Below are 15,087 nucleotides of genomic sequence, written 5' to 3'. Positions count from 1 at the left end.
AAATTTAACATAAAATCACTTATTTATTAGCATATTCACTGGCCCGACGACAACTTCTGACGAATCATTTTCGTCAGGTACGTCAATACAATTACAAGTAATTTTTTCGTCAGAGCAAGAACAAACGATTAGGACACTGAATAACGTCACCCCGAAAGCGATAATATTTTTCATGTTCTTCATAAGCCTAAATATATAAAAAGATGCGGGTTTTATAATTTAAATTACTTTATCAGTAACCACACGCCATTCACCTGGTTTTAAATCGTTCAGAGGAATGTTTCCGATTTGCTCACGAATCAGGCGAAGCGTCGGGAACCCCACCGCCGCCGTCATGTGACGAACCTGGCGATTTTTGCCTTCGATAAGCGTAAGGCGCACCCAGCTTGTGGGAATATTTGCGCGGAAACGTACGGGCGGATTGCGGGGCCAAAGCCAGTCCGGTTCTTCGGCAATTTCTGCCTTGCAAGGTTTGGTATGATAGCCTTTGATGTCTACCCCTTTCGCAAGTTTGCGCACGGCCTCTTCGGTAATTTGGCCGTCGACTTGCGCCAAGTAGGTACGCGGGTGTTCAAATTTCGGGTCCAGCAACTTCTTGATTAACTTGCCATTATCCGTCAGCAAGAGCGCGCCCTCACTATCGTGATCCAAGCGCCCGGCCGCATACACCCCCGGCGGGAACCCGAATGTATCGAGAGCCGCATGGCCCGATTCCGGCGTAAACTGGCTCAAAACGCCAAAAGGCTTGTTGAAAAGAATGACCGTGGACATCGGGAATAAAGGTAGAAAAAGAAAATACTATCTTTCCCCACATGAAGATTCTTGTTACTGGTGCTGCAGGTTTTATTGGCTCCAAGCTCATGTTCATGCTCGCGGAACGCGGCGACGAAGTGGTGGGCCTCGACAATATTAATGACTATTATGATGTACGCCTCAAGTACGGTCGACTCCGCGAAGGCGGCATTGAGCAGCCCGGCGACAACTTCGCCTACGGCGCCATGGTTCAAAGCACCAAGTACAAGAACTGCCGATTCGTAAAGATGGGTATCGACGACAAAGAACCGCTCGACAAGCTCTTTGCCGAAGAAAAGTTTGACAAGGTCGTGAACCTCGCCGCACAGGCTGGCGTTCGCTACTCTATCACAAATCCGTATGCCTACCTGCAAAGCAACCTGGTCGGTTTCCTGAACATTCTGGAAGCCTGCCGCCATAACGAAGTCAAGTACCTCGTGTTCGCCTCGTCGAGTTCCGTGTATGGCCTTAATAGCAAGGTTCCCTACAGCGAAGACGACAAGGTCGACAATCCGGTAAGCCTGTATGCCGCCAGCAAAAAGAGCAACGAGCTCATGGCCCACAGCTACAGCAAGCTTTACAACCTGCCCGTCGCGGGTCTACGGTTCTTTACCGTATACGGTCCGTGGGGACGTCCCGATATGTCGCCTATGCTTTTTGCCCGCGCTATTTCGAAGGGCGAACCTATCAAGGTGTTCAACAACGGCGACATGATTCGCGACTTTACCTACATCGACGACATCGCCGAAGGCACCATCCATACGCTGGACCATGTACCCGATGCTGCCAAGTGCCCGAACAACGTGCCCTACAAGATTTACAACATCGGCTGCAGCCACCCCGTAAAGCTCATGGACTTTATTGCCGAAATCGAAAACGCTTACGGTGAGCCTGCCAAGAAGAACTTCTTGCCCATGCAGCCTGGTGACGTGTACCAGACCAACGCCGATACCACCAAGCTAGAAACCGAGTGCGGCTACAAGCCCCACTGGAGTCTGCACGACGGCATCGGCGAATTCATGAAGTGGTACAAGAGCGACAAGAACCCGCTGAGATAGCAAATTTACAGAGGTACTCCTATGAAAAAGATCTCCCGTATTATTGCAGGCACTCTGCTCGCCACCGGCATCTCCTTTGCTCAAGTTCAAATTGGCGGACACGCTGCGGTGAACTTCAGCACCCTCTGGGGCGACGGCGCCTCTGAAATGGAAATTCCTTGGAGCCTCGGCGTTTTAGCCGGTGTTGCCACTAAGGTTCCCGTAAACGAAAAGATCTGCGTTGTTCCCGAAATGAATGTGGACTGGCGCCGTCAAAAAGACGACGAAATCACCTGGAACACTTGGGCAATCGAAGTTCCCGTTCTCGCCCGCTACAGCGTGGTTCCTCAGATGTACTTAGAAGCCGGCCCGCAGCTCGGATTCCTCTTGAGTTCTGAAATCGAACGCAAATTCGATACCGGTCCGGGCGCCGAAAAGATCAAGCTCGGCGACCGCAAAGTTGACGCACTCCACATTTTTGAAATCGGCCTCGATGCCGGCGTCGGTTTCTCGGTCGCACAGAATCTGGACCTTGACATTCGCTTTGCAGTCGGTTTGAATTCTATTGTTGACGGCAAAAAATTTGACAACGACGACCAAGCCTTCAAGAACATGCAAATTCAGATCGGCGGAACCTACTGGTTCAAATAATCGAACATCAATTTCTATGGAAAACGGGCTGCTTTAGAGCAGCCCGTTTTATTTTACAAGTGACACTAGCGCGTTTTACCACCTAGAAATTTGGCAAGACAAGGTTCCCGTACATTCAGTCGAGAATTTCCCAGTACATGTAGTCGGAGATCCTCCATTCCCATAACCAGCACAAACCTGATTGGTTACAAGATTATTTTCAGTCTTAGGATTGCCGCCAACACTTCCAGCCGGAGCACCACTACACACAAGCACAGTATTATTCCATTGAGCCTGTTCAACAGATACTGTTATCGATTTTCCACATGCGACATCATGTGCCTTGTCAACATCCTTTATTTCGACAACGCCCAAACTAGTAGCACTAGAACTCGGCTCAGGTTCAGCACTCGAACTTGAAGCGGCTCCCGTATAGGTCACCTTGTAGGTTCCGCCACAAGGCTTATCAGCTTCGGCACCACGCTTAATATCCACCTTATAATTATGTACACCCGGTTCAGTTGCCCCAGTGAAATAGAGATTATAGCCACTAGTGAAATTGCCACTGCCAACGACTTCCGCACCATCCTTAATCGTATAGGTACATCCACCATCGTCACAGCCAGTCACCGTCACCGAGCTAGCCGGAATTGCCATAGACTCCCCACCATCAGAAACAGCAGCCGTTTCTTCCGCATTTGAAAGACTGCACTCAACCTTTTCCTTGGCAGGCTTTGTAATCTTAAAGGTTTTTGTACAAGCCGGGAAAGTAGCCGCATCGTTTGAGCTACGGAAAACCAACGTATGTTCAGACTTGTCCGCCAACGGATTTTGCTTCGTATTAATGCTATTCGTTACCGATGTCGGCAAACTTGAGTAACCACTTGTGTTACCTGTTCCTTCATATATTTTCTCATTGTCAAGCAAAATTTCATAAGAACAGGATTTTCCTTCTGGGCACGTGAGGCTGTACAGGAACGGCGGGAATCCGGCCCCCTGAGCCAAGTGATAAGGCCCTGCCCCAGGATGTTCATTCCATTTGCAAGACGCAGCAATATCAGTCAGCGAAAGCGAAATCGTGCACGGAGAATTTTCTACTTCTTCTCCGGCATCATTCTTCATGCTTACCGTAAAGAGATATTCCTTTGCTCCGTTTATCGCATAGGGATTGTATTCCTTGGTAACAAGCAGAATATTGTCCTCATCATCGCTTTGCAGGCACTCTCCTGCAGAACAATCCTGAGTCATCTTCAAGTCATCGACAAGTTGGTTGTTTTCTTTAACCGTCATTTCATAAGACGATGCCCTATTCGAATTCTTGACATTAACCGTCACCTTGAACTTATTCGCATCGTATTCAACATCTCTACATTCAACACGGGGAACAAAATCACAATCCATATGGATTTGTTCAACCGTAAACTGATATGCACCAAGATTTCTAACAATCACACCGGTCACATGTTCAGGATCAAAGCCTTCCACGTCCGAAACATCATCTACATTGATGTTCAAGACAGTCCCATTGCCCGTTGTGACAACCGGCTTGCTATAATAGACATTCGGGCTTCCGTTCACCTGACTACGCAGATATATTTCAGCCTCGCTGGCAAATTCATTTGCAAGCAGCACTTTCAATCGTGCAGAACGCATATTAGTCGCATCGCTCAAGGCGAAAAGTTCATACGCATCAAAGGATTCCAATTCAGCATTCTTCGTATGAGTTGTAATCACTCTTGAATTGTCCGTATTCGTCGGGAATATGGCGAGTTTTTCATTGCACAGTTCAACGTGACCCACCCAGAAGGAACCGCATTTTGCCTGTTCTGCATAAAGGAGGGCCCTATTTGCATCCGAAAGCGATGCCGCGCAATTCTGCACCATAGCCATGGCCATACGAGTTTCTGTTGTTACGTTATTTTCGACACTCGTAACACCATGCGCCCCTTCAGCATCAAATACATACGAATCACTGAAACATTCGGAATATTCTCCCGTTGTGCTTCTACCGCACGCATCGTCACCATTGTACCAATACTGAGGAGTACAATCCTTTCTATCGAACCAGCTTGAAAGTCCGACCCACGGTCTCGTTACCGAGTCCTTGGGAACCACGCCGCCCTCATAAGCGGCCTTGAACGAGCACCTAACCGTAGGATACGAATCCCAGCATTCTCGTTCATAGGTTTTACTCTTCCAGCCAATATCATAGAGCACAAAGTCGGGGCTAGACAGACTAAAGCCGACAAATTCATTCGCATTCGTCAAAGTACCACCGTATCCGTCAAGCGAAGAAAGCTCAAATGTTGCCGTTGCCGTTCTGTAATTGCCCATATAGCCCGTAATCGTTTCGACATCAAGATAGTCGCTTCCTGTAGCGCTCCTGATTGTCGCAGACATCGTGACTATATCTGTGCTATACACACGGCCATTTTCCGCCAGCGCACTTTCTTGACAAGATGAACCAAAACACACGCGAGCAATAAGATTACCGTCTGCATTTGCATACACATTCAACATAAGGTACGATTGTGCGGCATTATCGGAATGAAGCATAAAGCCAGATCCGTCAATAGACTTATTATCGTCACCGATCAATCGGGGCACCCTAAACTGAGCACGCATTGTTCCATAAAGTCCTGCATTTACAGAGCTAAGGATTTTCAATGCACTTCTATCGGCCAGCTTGTTTCCATAAACGTTTCCATTTTCCAACCAGATTTTTCCATCAGAATACTGGAGACGGTCACGCAGGGTACTGTTGCCCATTACAAGCCATTTGGCATATCCATTAAAAGTTCCGTTTCCGATAGCACAATCTCCGGAACTACTGCAATAGTCAAAGCAATATTTCCATTCATTTTCTGTACCGCTTGCAGTACATTCTCTTGCCGTTTTAAATTCATCGAAGAAACAATGTTGATCTTTCTGGTAGAACCAAGCTTCGACTCGGTTATTACCTGTCAACGCATTAACGGTAAATGTTTCTCCAGTGTTATTTCCGGTCTCTTTACAATCGGTGCTGTTATCAACATCGCACTTCCAATAGGCTAAATCGTCATCAGCGGTAAACGTGATATTATCCCCAGAGAACAAGGTAAAATCGCAACCAGCCGAAGAATAGGCACACGTTTGATAAGTGGCACCGAACCTGTTAGAGCTCACCCTAATGATTTTTCCACTCAGACGGTCACCCTTGAAATCCACATGGAAATTCACCTTGTCGCGCTTTAAGGAGCCATACAGACTATAACTATGATCTGCCTCCAAAGCACTCATCGGCAACGTATACGAAGGCACAATGGCCGAGCACCCTACGGGAACGCCCGATGCAATCGCGTTCAACTTAAGATCACTAGATCTTCCACAAGTCCATGCATCGTTAGGATTCGTTGCGCTAGCAGAACAATTGTTCGTTACAGAAGCGTCGGTGCCCACAGCCTTAACCCATGTCCCTGTCGAAGGACAATCCGGCCAATCGGCCTGAGCCATTTCATAATAGGAGCCACCCTGTTCGCAAACGCTCTTTCCATGACCCGGGCCACCCACGCCGCAATATTCCGCGATTCCAAAACGGTTCACCGTCACAGAATTAGAAATCGAGAAGGTTTCTGAACTGGGATTTTCCGGTTGGCAACCCGAGCAATTGACAATTTGGAAATCCACCGTTCCAGAGACGGCATCAATGGTTTTCACCGTAAACAAAGTCAGCGGGCTTTGGTCATCAAAATGCAATGCGAACGTACATTCCGGCGAAGCATCATCGCAAGTCGTTCCCGCCTTCAATGGTGCCTGCGGCGTCACGACCCACGATTCAGGCAAGCCCGTGGGCTTCGAAATAGTCACTTCAAAAGCTTCCGCTCCCGTAGTCGAAATATACTTCAACTTAAGCGGGGCCTCATAATTCGCGCTCATTTCCTGATGACTGTCCATAAAATGAACAAAAGGAGCGTTGCTCACCGTTTCATTCTGGACTCTAACGTAGAACGGAACCTCTTGGCTATTTGCCGTATACTTACATTCATACAAACCAGGAGCGAGATATTCTGCCGTAGCCCCTTCCGTTCGATTATACAAAAGATTCGGATCTTTCGGAATTTCGGTACAACCCGACACGTTTGTCATACTCTTGGTAACCGCGCCACCATTCAAGTTGACCACGCTAAAGTAATCGCCCAATTTACCATAAGGATTCTTAGGCAAATAGATAACGCGAGGGAGAACGATAAACGACGTTGCAACTTCGACATTTGCCGCAGCTCCTGAAGGAGCTTCTTCGGAACTTTCCGATTGGCTAACCAGCGTAACATGGAGTTGCGGAGCAGTCGCAATGAAATATGCGTCATGGCCACCCGCAACAGAGACACCAGAGCCTCCTGCAGCGGATTCATCACCATTAACAACCGCCGTATATTCGGGATTTTGTTCAATTATTCCCGCCTGAGCAAGGTCCGAAAGGACTTTGCTATTATAATTCAAGTGCACGCCACCATCAGAAATCGCAGCCTTACTGCCATTGGCCATCACTACAGAACCATTTATTTGCAGTTCCTTGAATTCCAATTGACTTTCGGTGCCACCATCTGCGTATATGAAATAGTTAAAGACATAAGGTCCAACATGTTCTGCATCTGTTTTAGCAGAGTAAAGCGTTCCGCCACCTCTCGAAGTAAACAGCATAATTGTCGTCTCTTCTGTCGTAGGCGGCAAATAGAAAGCGCCGCTTATTTGAGATTCAAAGAAGAAAACATATTTTCCCCTCAACACCTCGGTGACGGTTTGCTTCATATTCATTCCCGCGCCGCCATCAAACTTCACGACCATAAATCCATTATAAAGAATCGGGTCGCCTTCGTTAGACAATTTCTGATAGCAATCATTGAGGTCAACCCACACGCTATCGTCATTTTGCATGTCGCCATTAGCAATTTTTCCCGCGTTGGATTTATCCACCTTTAAGAATCCCAATTCTCGACAGCGGGCATTAGCCGATTTCTTCGCCCAAGTGGTAGAATCCTTAAGGAGAACCGGCTGAGGAATCGTATTCGTTTCTTCTTTAATCAAACGACCATAGGCATTCATCTTATCGATGTTTTTCCAATAATCATCACCGACATCTTTCAAAACGTTATCGTTTCTGTCCCACGAAGAAATGCGAGTAGACCTCACCCTTCCATTCGAGCCGGGAGACTTAAACGAGAAATATCGATTATCCGGAACGCCAATAGTAGAACGATACGTTCCATAATCTTTTTCGGCACACGAAGTGAAAAAGCCTTCACAATAAGTATTTGCCTCAAGGCCAGTTCCACCTGCGCAGCGGTTCATGCACGAATTCATGTGGACTTCATCGCTAATCACGCAGCCATTCTGACAATATTGAGCCGGGAAAGACGAATAAAGATAAATATCCGTTCCAAGATTAACAATTCTGTTATTGCTAGCATCTTTTCCGGAAACACTCGCCAAATAGGATTTTTTCCCAACACCTTCCTTATGAGTACCAGCGCCACCCACCAGGGTAGAAACACCGGTCCAATTAAAGTCGCCATTTTTCTTGAACACCAAGTTCTTTCCAATCTTGAACCTTCTATCAGCACCATCACGATAGAGGGTTCCACCGACAGTCATGTTTCCATCGATTTCAATATTACAATCTGCAGGGAAGCTTCCTTCTACCAAAAAGTCTCCCTTCGGATGGAATTCGCTACCACCTTCGCACTTAACGACATCACCACCAACATAGGCAACCTTTCCCGGGCCACCAATATTTGTATTGCCATTTAAAGTCAGGTTACCCTTCACATAAAGATCCGCACCAGCCAAGCCCTTTGCACCATTAACAGGGCCTTGCAAAGTCACATTACCCGTAACAACCAATTCATTGTCGACAGAAGGCTGGTTACCCGAAAAATCACCATTGACAATAGCAGACTCGATTGTCGGTGAGTTAGTCATATTCGTCAGCGTTCCCGAGAAGGCCTTATCAAAGTCCATCGGAATGCTTTCGCTCGGAATCTTAACCCGGTACAAACCATCTACATTAAGCACGGCGGCTTCTGTATGCACAGAAGACCCTCTCGAAGTACCTCGAGAAAGGATTTTCAACTTGAAGTTATGAGCCGACTCCGTATTAACACCCGTCAGCCAAACATCATAATTCTGGTCTGCACGAAGCCAAGGAGTCAACCGGTTGTTCAACTTAATCGGTTGATTGCCATTATCGTAATACTGCTTAATCAAGGCACCGACATCATTACCATGGAAAGTCATCCACGCTCGGGTGTTCTCGATTCCAGCAATGGAGCTTTGGTAAGCCTCACGCTTAAGCATACGACTCGCACTAGAACGCCCCTCACTTGAAATCCATTTCCAAGTGGCGGTTGCGGCGATAGTCGCAATAAGCATAAATAAAAGTACAGCGATTAAGGAAACGCCTGCTTTATTTATTTTCGATGTTGTCTGCATGGGGATATCCTCGCTAATCATACGGACCATTGCTAGGAGTCGGAATTATCAATACGACATTTCCCGTTTCTCCGCTAGCACCATTTTTATCCCCTCGATTTACTTGCATCTCCATCTTAAAAGCTTTAACACGTTCCTTGTCCTTGATAGGAAATTCCTTGGACGAAGCGTAGTTAAAAGAGTAATTTGCCGTTTCAACTTTTTTCAACAGCAAGTCAGAAATTGTAATTCGACCATTGGCGACCAACGGTGAATAACATGCAAACGTAAAGGCAATGCAAACATTCTCAATTTTATTGGGAACCGTAAAACGCATTGTCCGTGTACCAGACGCCTGATCCGTCGCCGGCGGGAAGAACATAAAGTCATCTATACCAGCAGGCTTGGCACCGTCCTGAGTTCTAAAGCCCACCGCCATGTGGTCCGTTCCCGGGATAAACATCCTTGATTTATCCGCATTGTTTATCATATCAAAGGACAATTCGTACAGGGTATTCTTTTCTAACGTAAAATGATTGCCTGCTTCGCTACAACGAGCCGACCAAGAACCAGTGCCATCAGAATTTCCGATTGCATACACCTGGTTAATTCTTGGCGAAGTACTAGAAACGGCATTCGTATTGTTATCATAATTGGTTACGAATCCAGAAAGATGAACAATCTTGTGTGTTTCCGCATCAGAAGAAATCGTAAGGCCAATATAGTCGCCACCTCCTTCACGAGCAACCATACGGAAAGCCTTGGGGCATGGCTCTGCAGAGCAATAAGGGAACAGCTGACCCACGGAACCATCCTGTACACCAGGCATTGCAGGAGTCACATTGAATTTCGACACGCCTGTCGCCATATTGACGGCATCCGCTTTCGCCTGATCTGCAGTTTTTCCACTCGGGCAATAATCCATACCTGCCGAAGACGGCGATATCGTGCGACAAGAACGCTTTAATGTCTTATTTTCAACAAACCACCCGATTTCTTCCACCGCAACAAAATGTCCGGCATCATCAAATCGGAAGCGCCTAAAGACGATTTCATCATTGGCGCCCGCAATAAGCTTATACGAGGACTTATCAATATTTGACGCATCTACATCGGATGCCTTCATATAAACATCTTGAGCCAAGGACAATGTCGAAAACACGTCACTCGATCCACCCGCACCGCTCGATTCCTTGGAGCTTTTCGCACCCATCTGTTCAAGGTCTTCTTTGAACAGTGTTCCTACATTTTCGGCTTCTTGCGTAGCCTTAATCATGTTGTCGGTACGAATGCGGAACTTGGTCGAATTGCTAAATGCCTGTCCAGCGACAATGACAACAATGCCTACAATCGCCATGTAGACAAGAAGTTCCATCAGGGTAAAGCCCGACTTTTTGAGGGGTTTCATCGAATCACCCCCGAAACTACAATAGATTGTATCGAGTTTTTGAACTGCCAGCTTACCTTGACATCAAGCCGTTTCGCATACACGTGAGAAACATTCTGCAACATCGTGGAATTTTGCACCATGTACTCATTATCACGCGATACAGAAACTTCGGCGTTATAAACAACCTTCATGTCGTGTTCAATAACACCCGGCTGGCCTTTCCATGTTCGTTCAATATTCGGAATCGCAATGGGATTCAACTTGCCATCGCCACCGACCCCCAGATTAGCATCTGAAAGGCTCGCAATACCTAACGAACCCAACGAATCAATAATATTTTGAGCTACTTCGGTCGCACCATCGCGACCACGAATACGAAGGAGAGCATCACGATTGCCACCTTGCAAGTTCATCACTGCCATGTACAAAAAGCCGAGCACGGCAGCAGCAATTAGTACCTCTACAATGCCAAAGCCTCGCTTTCCACGCGCACACGGCCTAACAACCGAATGTCTGTTCACCATCGCCATACACCACCTAACCAAAGACTACAGGTCCATCCAGTCAGCCCCATTTGCAGTCACATCGTTTCCGACCTTCCATTGCGCCCTAACTGAATTGGACGTTTTAAGCTTTCGAGCCGCACCAAAAATTTGGTCGGAACCATACTGAATGCAGATTGCCCCTTCAACCGGTACTGCAGAAAGTCCCGTTTTCGGCTTAAAGAAACGCTTGTTAACATCGGTAGATGTCAGCATATTGGGGACATCGGCCGGCATGCCGCAAGCTGCCATAGTCGTAAACTTGTTCGGGGCATCAATCACCAAAGAATCAATTCGCGTTCCGTGGCATTCTGTTTTAGAATCCACCTTATACGCTAAAATTTTTTGATCGCCACTCTGGGCAAGGCAAATTTCGGAGGACATGCGGATTGCTTCATTACCCACACGTTCAACAAAGGCTGCGGTATTGACAGCAGCGTCTTTAACGCGGGCATTGGCAACGGCACGCTGCAGGCCCACAACACCCATAGCCGAAAGAATTCCCATGATAGTGACAACTACCAGGACTTCAACCAGAGTAAAACCAGCTTTTCTTGTGCGAATATTTTGCTTTGCTAACAGCATAATCCTACCTTACACAGCCTTGAAGTTTTCAGCCTCTTATTAAAATAACTTATTTTTTTACAAAACGGTCAAGAAAAACACAAAAATGGCGAAATAACGCAAAAAACGCAAATTTTATGTAAATTTTTGCTAAAGAAAAGTGCAATTTCTCACACTTATTAGCACTGTAAGTTTTTCGTCATTTTTTGGTAAAATAACCATCACTTACGAGGGATTTTTGGGGACAACAAAAAACACTTCACCCTTTCGGATGAAGTGTTTTTTAAAACGGGTTGACAACTAAGCCTTAACGGTGGTGAAGCTGAATGCCTCGCCGTCGGCGTCGTTAGCTTCCAAGCCATCGGCAGCGGCAGCCCACTTGATAGAGACCGCTTGGGTCTCGCCGGCGATGTAAGCCTCGTTCTCCGCGACAGCCTGCTTGAACACGTCGCTTGCAGAGAACAGCGTCACTTCGATCTTGTCGGTGATGGCGTAGTTCTGATCCTTACGGCGGTTCTGGATGCGGTTCACGAGTTCGCGGGCCACGCAGGCGCGGCGGAGTTCGTCGGTAATCTTCAAGTCCAGAGCCACAGTGAAGTGCTGGTTAGCTTCCACAGCCATGCCGTCGGCCACGATGCGGTTGAGCATCAAGCAGTCGGCACCGACTTCACCAAAGTCGAACTTGATGGTTTCGCCATTCTGCAGAGCCTTGATTTCATCGACAGTCAGCGAATTCAGCTTGGCGGAAATCACCTTCATGTTCTTCGCATAGTCCGGGCCCTTCGCCTTGATAGCGAGGAAGTTCGGCTTGGCGGAGAGCTGCACGAGTTTCGTCTCATCTTCAAGGAACTTCATTTCACGAACATTGAGTTCTTCGAGGATCAAGTCCTTCATGGTCTCGGCGACGTCCTTTTCGACCTTACCGTGAGCAACCACCGTCATGCTGGCAATCGGCATACGGTTCTTTACGTTGTTCGTAGCACGAATCACGCGGCCCATTTCGACCATGCCACGCACCATGGCGATGCGTTCCACGAGCTTTTCGTCCATCAGGGACTTGTCGGCACTCGGGAATTCGCAGAGGTGCACGCTCACCGGGGCGTTGGCATCCACTTCGCGGACGAGAATCTGGTAGATTTCTTCGGCGAGGAGCGGGAGGAACGGAGCGAGAATCTTGGAGAAGTCTACGAGCACCTTGTACATGGTAGCGTAGGCGGCGTTCTTGTCGCCATCGTTTTCAGACTTCCAGAAACGGCGGCGGCTGCGGCGCACGTACCAGTTCGTGAGGTCATCCACCGCGGCAATCACGGCGGGCACCACGTTGTACAGGCGGTAAGCCTTCATTTCCACTTCGACCTTGGCAGCGAGATCCTGCAGCGTTGCAAGCATCCAGCGGTCAAGTTCGTTGTCGCTCTTCACTTCCTGACCGGGCTTCCAGTTGAGCTGGCCCTTGGCGGCATCGGCGTTGTGGTTAGAGACAAAGAATGCAACAGCGTTCCAAAGCGGCAACATCACCTGCTTCACGATGCCCTTCACGCCTTCTTCGCTGAAGCGGAGGTCTTCAGCCTTCAAAGCAGCGGAGTTGATCATGAACAAGCGGATAGCGTCGGCACCCGTGCGTTCGATGAGGTCGTTCGGGTCCGGGTAGTTGCGCTTAGACTTACTCATCTTGGAGCCGTCTTCGGCCAAGATAATACCGTTCACAATCACGTTCTTGAATGCGGGCTTCTGGAACAGAGCGTTAGAAAGCACGGTCAACGTGTAGAACCAACCACGAGTCTGGTCAAGGCCTTCGGCAATGAAGTCCGCAGGGAAGCTGCGTTCCACGAGTTCCTTGTTTTCGAACGGGTAATGGCGGCTGGCATACGGCATAGAACCGGATTCGAACCAGCAGTCGAAAACTTCCGGCGTACGGCGGTAAACTTTGCCGTTCTTTTCGATGGTGAGCTTGTCCACAAAGTGCTTGTGCAAGTCATCGAGCTTCACGCCAGTGAGCTGCTGGAGTTCTTCGATAGAACCCACGGCAATCATGTCGCCGTCATCAGAGAGCCACACCGGAATCGGCGTACCCCAGAAGCGGTTACGGGAAAGGTTCCAGTCTCGGGCGCCTTCGAGCCACTTGCCAAAGCGGCCGTTCTTGATGTGATCCGGAACCCAGTTCACCGTCTGGTTGTTTTCGACCATCCATTCCTTCAAAGTCTTGGTCACGCCGTCCTTGCTTGTAACAGGAGCGTCGATCTTCAAGAACCAAGTCTTGAGGGCGCGGTAAATCAGAGGAACGCCAGTACGCCAGCAGTGCGGGTAGCTATGCACAATCGTGTCCTGCTTGAACACGCGGCCCTGTTCCTTGAAGTAGCGGATAATTTCCTTGTCGGCATCCTTTGCGCCCAGGCCCTTCCACATCGGGACCTTGTCGGTGAACTTGCCTTCGGTATCGAGCGGGTCGAAAAGGCCGAGGTCGAGTTCGGCGCCCTTCTGGAAGTCTTCTTCACCGAAGGAAGGAGCGGTATGCACGGCACCGGTACCGTCTTCGGTACTCACGTAGTCGGCGGGGTAAATCTTGTAGTGGCGGGACAGCTGGTCCGGCGTCACGAATGCATCGGAAATGCGGGAAAGCGGCTCGTAGTCCTTGCCCACGAGTTCGGAACCCTTGCAGGTATCCACGATGTTCGGGTTCTTGAAGTAGGCGGAGGTACGGCTTGCGGCAATCCAGTACTTCTTGCCATCCTGTTCCACAAGGTTGTAGTCCATGTCCGGGCCCACAACAATGCAGAAGTTGGAATAAAGTGTCCACGGGGTCGTCGTCCACACGAGGATGCTCGTGTCCTTAAACTTGGCTTCATCCGTGTTGAGCGGGAAGATGAGGGTCAGGGACGGGTCCTGACGGTCCTTATAGCCCTGGTTCGTTTCGAAGTTCGAAAGCGGAGTAGCGAGAGCCGGGCTGTACGGCTGGATGCGGTAGCCCTGGTAGATGAGGCCCTTGTCGAAGCACTGCTTGAACACCCACCACACAGATTCCATGAAGTTCTTGTCCATGGTCTTGTAGCCCTTGTCGAAGTCCACCCAGCGGCCCATGCGGCGCACGGTCTTCTTCCATTCGCTGGTGTACTTGAGCACCTTGCCGCGGCAAGTTTCGTTGAACTTATCGACACCGAGCTTCTGGATTTCGGCAACGCCCGCGAGACCGAGTTCGTTCTGCACGAGAGATTCAATCGGAAGGCCGTGGCAGTCCCAACCGAAACCGCGGGGAACCTTCTTGCCCTTCATGGTCCAGTAACGCGGAACGATATCCTTGATGGTACCGGCAAGCAGGTGACCGTAGTGCGGAAGGCCCGTCGCAAACGGAGGGCCATCGTAGAAAGTGTACGGTTCAGTTTCCGGACGGGAGTCCAGCGACTTCTTGAACGATTCATCCTTATCCCACAAGCCGAGCACGCGCTCTTCTATTTGCGGAAACGATTCTTCTTTCTTTACTTCACGAAACATGGGTTACCTCAAACCCCGCAGCACAGCGCTGCGGGCACTAAATTTTCGGGCGTAAATGTAGAAATTAGCGAAAGCTACGGCAACGCACCTGTATTACACAAGCCCAAAATTCGGATACCCGATTTAAAATAAAAAATGCACTTCTGTAACAAGAGTTCAATAGCAAAATACCTAGAATATTCCAACTTGGAATATAATT

At 48.6% G+C, this 15,087-nt stretch carries 8 protein-coding genes; 2 read left to right on the top strand and 6 right to left on the bottom strand.

Annotation, left to right across the window (positions count from 1 at the left end):
* Positions 1–219: 219 nt before the first annotated feature.
* Complete coding sequence (locus QOL41_RS13040; RefSeq protein ID WP_283430112.1) at positions 220–771, bottom strand: pseudouridine synthase; 552 nt, start codon at positions 769–771, stop codon at positions 220–222.
* Positions 772–812: 41 nt separating this feature from the next.
* Between QOL41_RS13040 and QOL41_RS13035 the strand changes: the two genes are divergently transcribed.
* Positions 813–1,850, top strand: a complete 1,038-nt coding sequence (locus QOL41_RS13035) for an NAD-dependent epimerase/dehydratase family protein (RefSeq protein WP_173654076.1) — start codon at positions 813–815, stop codon at positions 1,848–1,850.
* Between the two features lie 21 nt (positions 1,851–1,871).
* Positions 1,872–2,480 carry a porin family protein gene (locus QOL41_RS13030; protein WP_283430111.1) on the top strand — a complete coding sequence of 203 codons (609 nt, stop codon included), beginning with the start codon at positions 1,872–1,874 and terminating at the stop codon, positions 2,478–2,480.
* 75 nt (positions 2,481–2,555) lie between these two features.
* Here QOL41_RS13030 and QOL41_RS13025 read toward each other — a convergent pair whose 3' ends face one another.
* The 5 genes from QOL41_RS13025 to ileS all read right to left on the bottom strand — a co-directional run bounded on the left by QOL41_RS13025 (position 2,556) and on the right by ileS (position 14,888).
* On the bottom strand, positions 2,556–8,867 hold the full coding sequence (locus QOL41_RS13025; RefSeq protein ID WP_283430110.1) for a hypothetical protein: 6,312 nt from the start codon (positions 8,865–8,867) through the stop codon (positions 2,556–2,558).
* A 73-nt stretch (positions 8,868–8,940) separates the two neighbouring features.
* Complete coding sequence (locus QOL41_RS13020) at positions 8,941–10,314, bottom strand: PulJ/GspJ family protein (RefSeq protein WP_283430109.1); 1,374 nt, start codon at positions 10,312–10,314, stop codon at positions 8,941–8,943.
* Positions 10,311–10,841 carry a type IV pilus modification PilV family protein gene (locus tag QOL41_RS13015; protein ID WP_283430108.1) on the bottom strand — a complete coding sequence of 177 codons (531 nt, stop codon included), beginning with the start codon at positions 10,839–10,841 and terminating at the stop codon, positions 10,311–10,313. The genes QOL41_RS13020 and QOL41_RS13015 overlap by 4 nt, the downstream gene beginning before the upstream one ends.
* A 3-nt stretch (positions 10,842–10,844) precedes the next feature.
* Positions 10,845–11,423, bottom strand: a complete 579-nt coding sequence (locus QOL41_RS13010; RefSeq protein WP_173654071.1) for a prepilin-type N-terminal cleavage/methylation domain-containing protein — start codon at positions 11,421–11,423, stop codon at positions 10,845–10,847.
* A 279-nt stretch (positions 11,424–11,702) separates the two neighbouring features.
* Positions 11,703–14,888, bottom strand: coding sequence for an isoleucine--tRNA ligase (gene ileS, locus QOL41_RS13005; RefSeq protein ID WP_283430107.1), 3,186 nt, complete (start codon positions 14,886–14,888; stop codon positions 11,703–11,705).
* Positions 14,889–15,087: the final 199 nt, after the last annotated feature.

The organism is Fibrobacter sp. UWB10 (genome assembly GCF_900182935.1).
GTDB classification, from domain to species: Bacteria; Fibrobacterota; Fibrobacteria; order Fibrobacterales; family Fibrobacteraceae; genus Fibrobacter; species Fibrobacter succinogenes_O.
The sequence above is the reverse complement of the archived record's forward strand: the minus strand, read 5'-3'. Positions and strand labels throughout refer to the sequence as shown.

Excerpts from the sequence above, each read along its gene's own strand:
- QOL41_RS13020 (WP_283430109.1), bottom strand. The coding sequence starts at position 10,314 with ATGAAACCCCTCAAAAAGTCGGGCTTTACCCTGATGGAACTTCTTGTC.
- QOL41_RS13040 (WP_283430112.1), bottom strand. The coding sequence starts at position 771 with ATGTCCACGGTCATTCTTTTCAACAAGCCTTTTGGCGTTTTGAGCCAG.
- QOL41_RS13025 (WP_283430110.1), bottom strand. The coding sequence starts at position 8,867 with ATGCTTATTGCGACTATCGCCGCAACCGCCACTTGGAAATGGATTTCA.
- ileS (WP_283430107.1), bottom strand. The coding sequence starts at position 14,888 with ATGTTTCGTGAAGTAAAGAAAGAAGAATCGTTTCCGCAAATAGAAGAG.
- QOL41_RS13030 (WP_283430111.1), top strand. The coding sequence starts at position 1,872 with ATGAAAAAGATCTCCCGTATTATTGCAGGCACTCTGCTCGCCACCGGC.
- QOL41_RS13010 (WP_173654071.1), bottom strand. The coding sequence starts at position 11,423 with ATGCTGTTAGCAAAGCAAAATATTCGCACAAGAAAAGCTGGTTTTACT.
- QOL41_RS13035 (WP_173654076.1), top strand. The coding sequence starts at position 813 with ATGAAGATTCTTGTTACTGGTGCTGCAGGTTTTATTGGCTCCAAGCTC.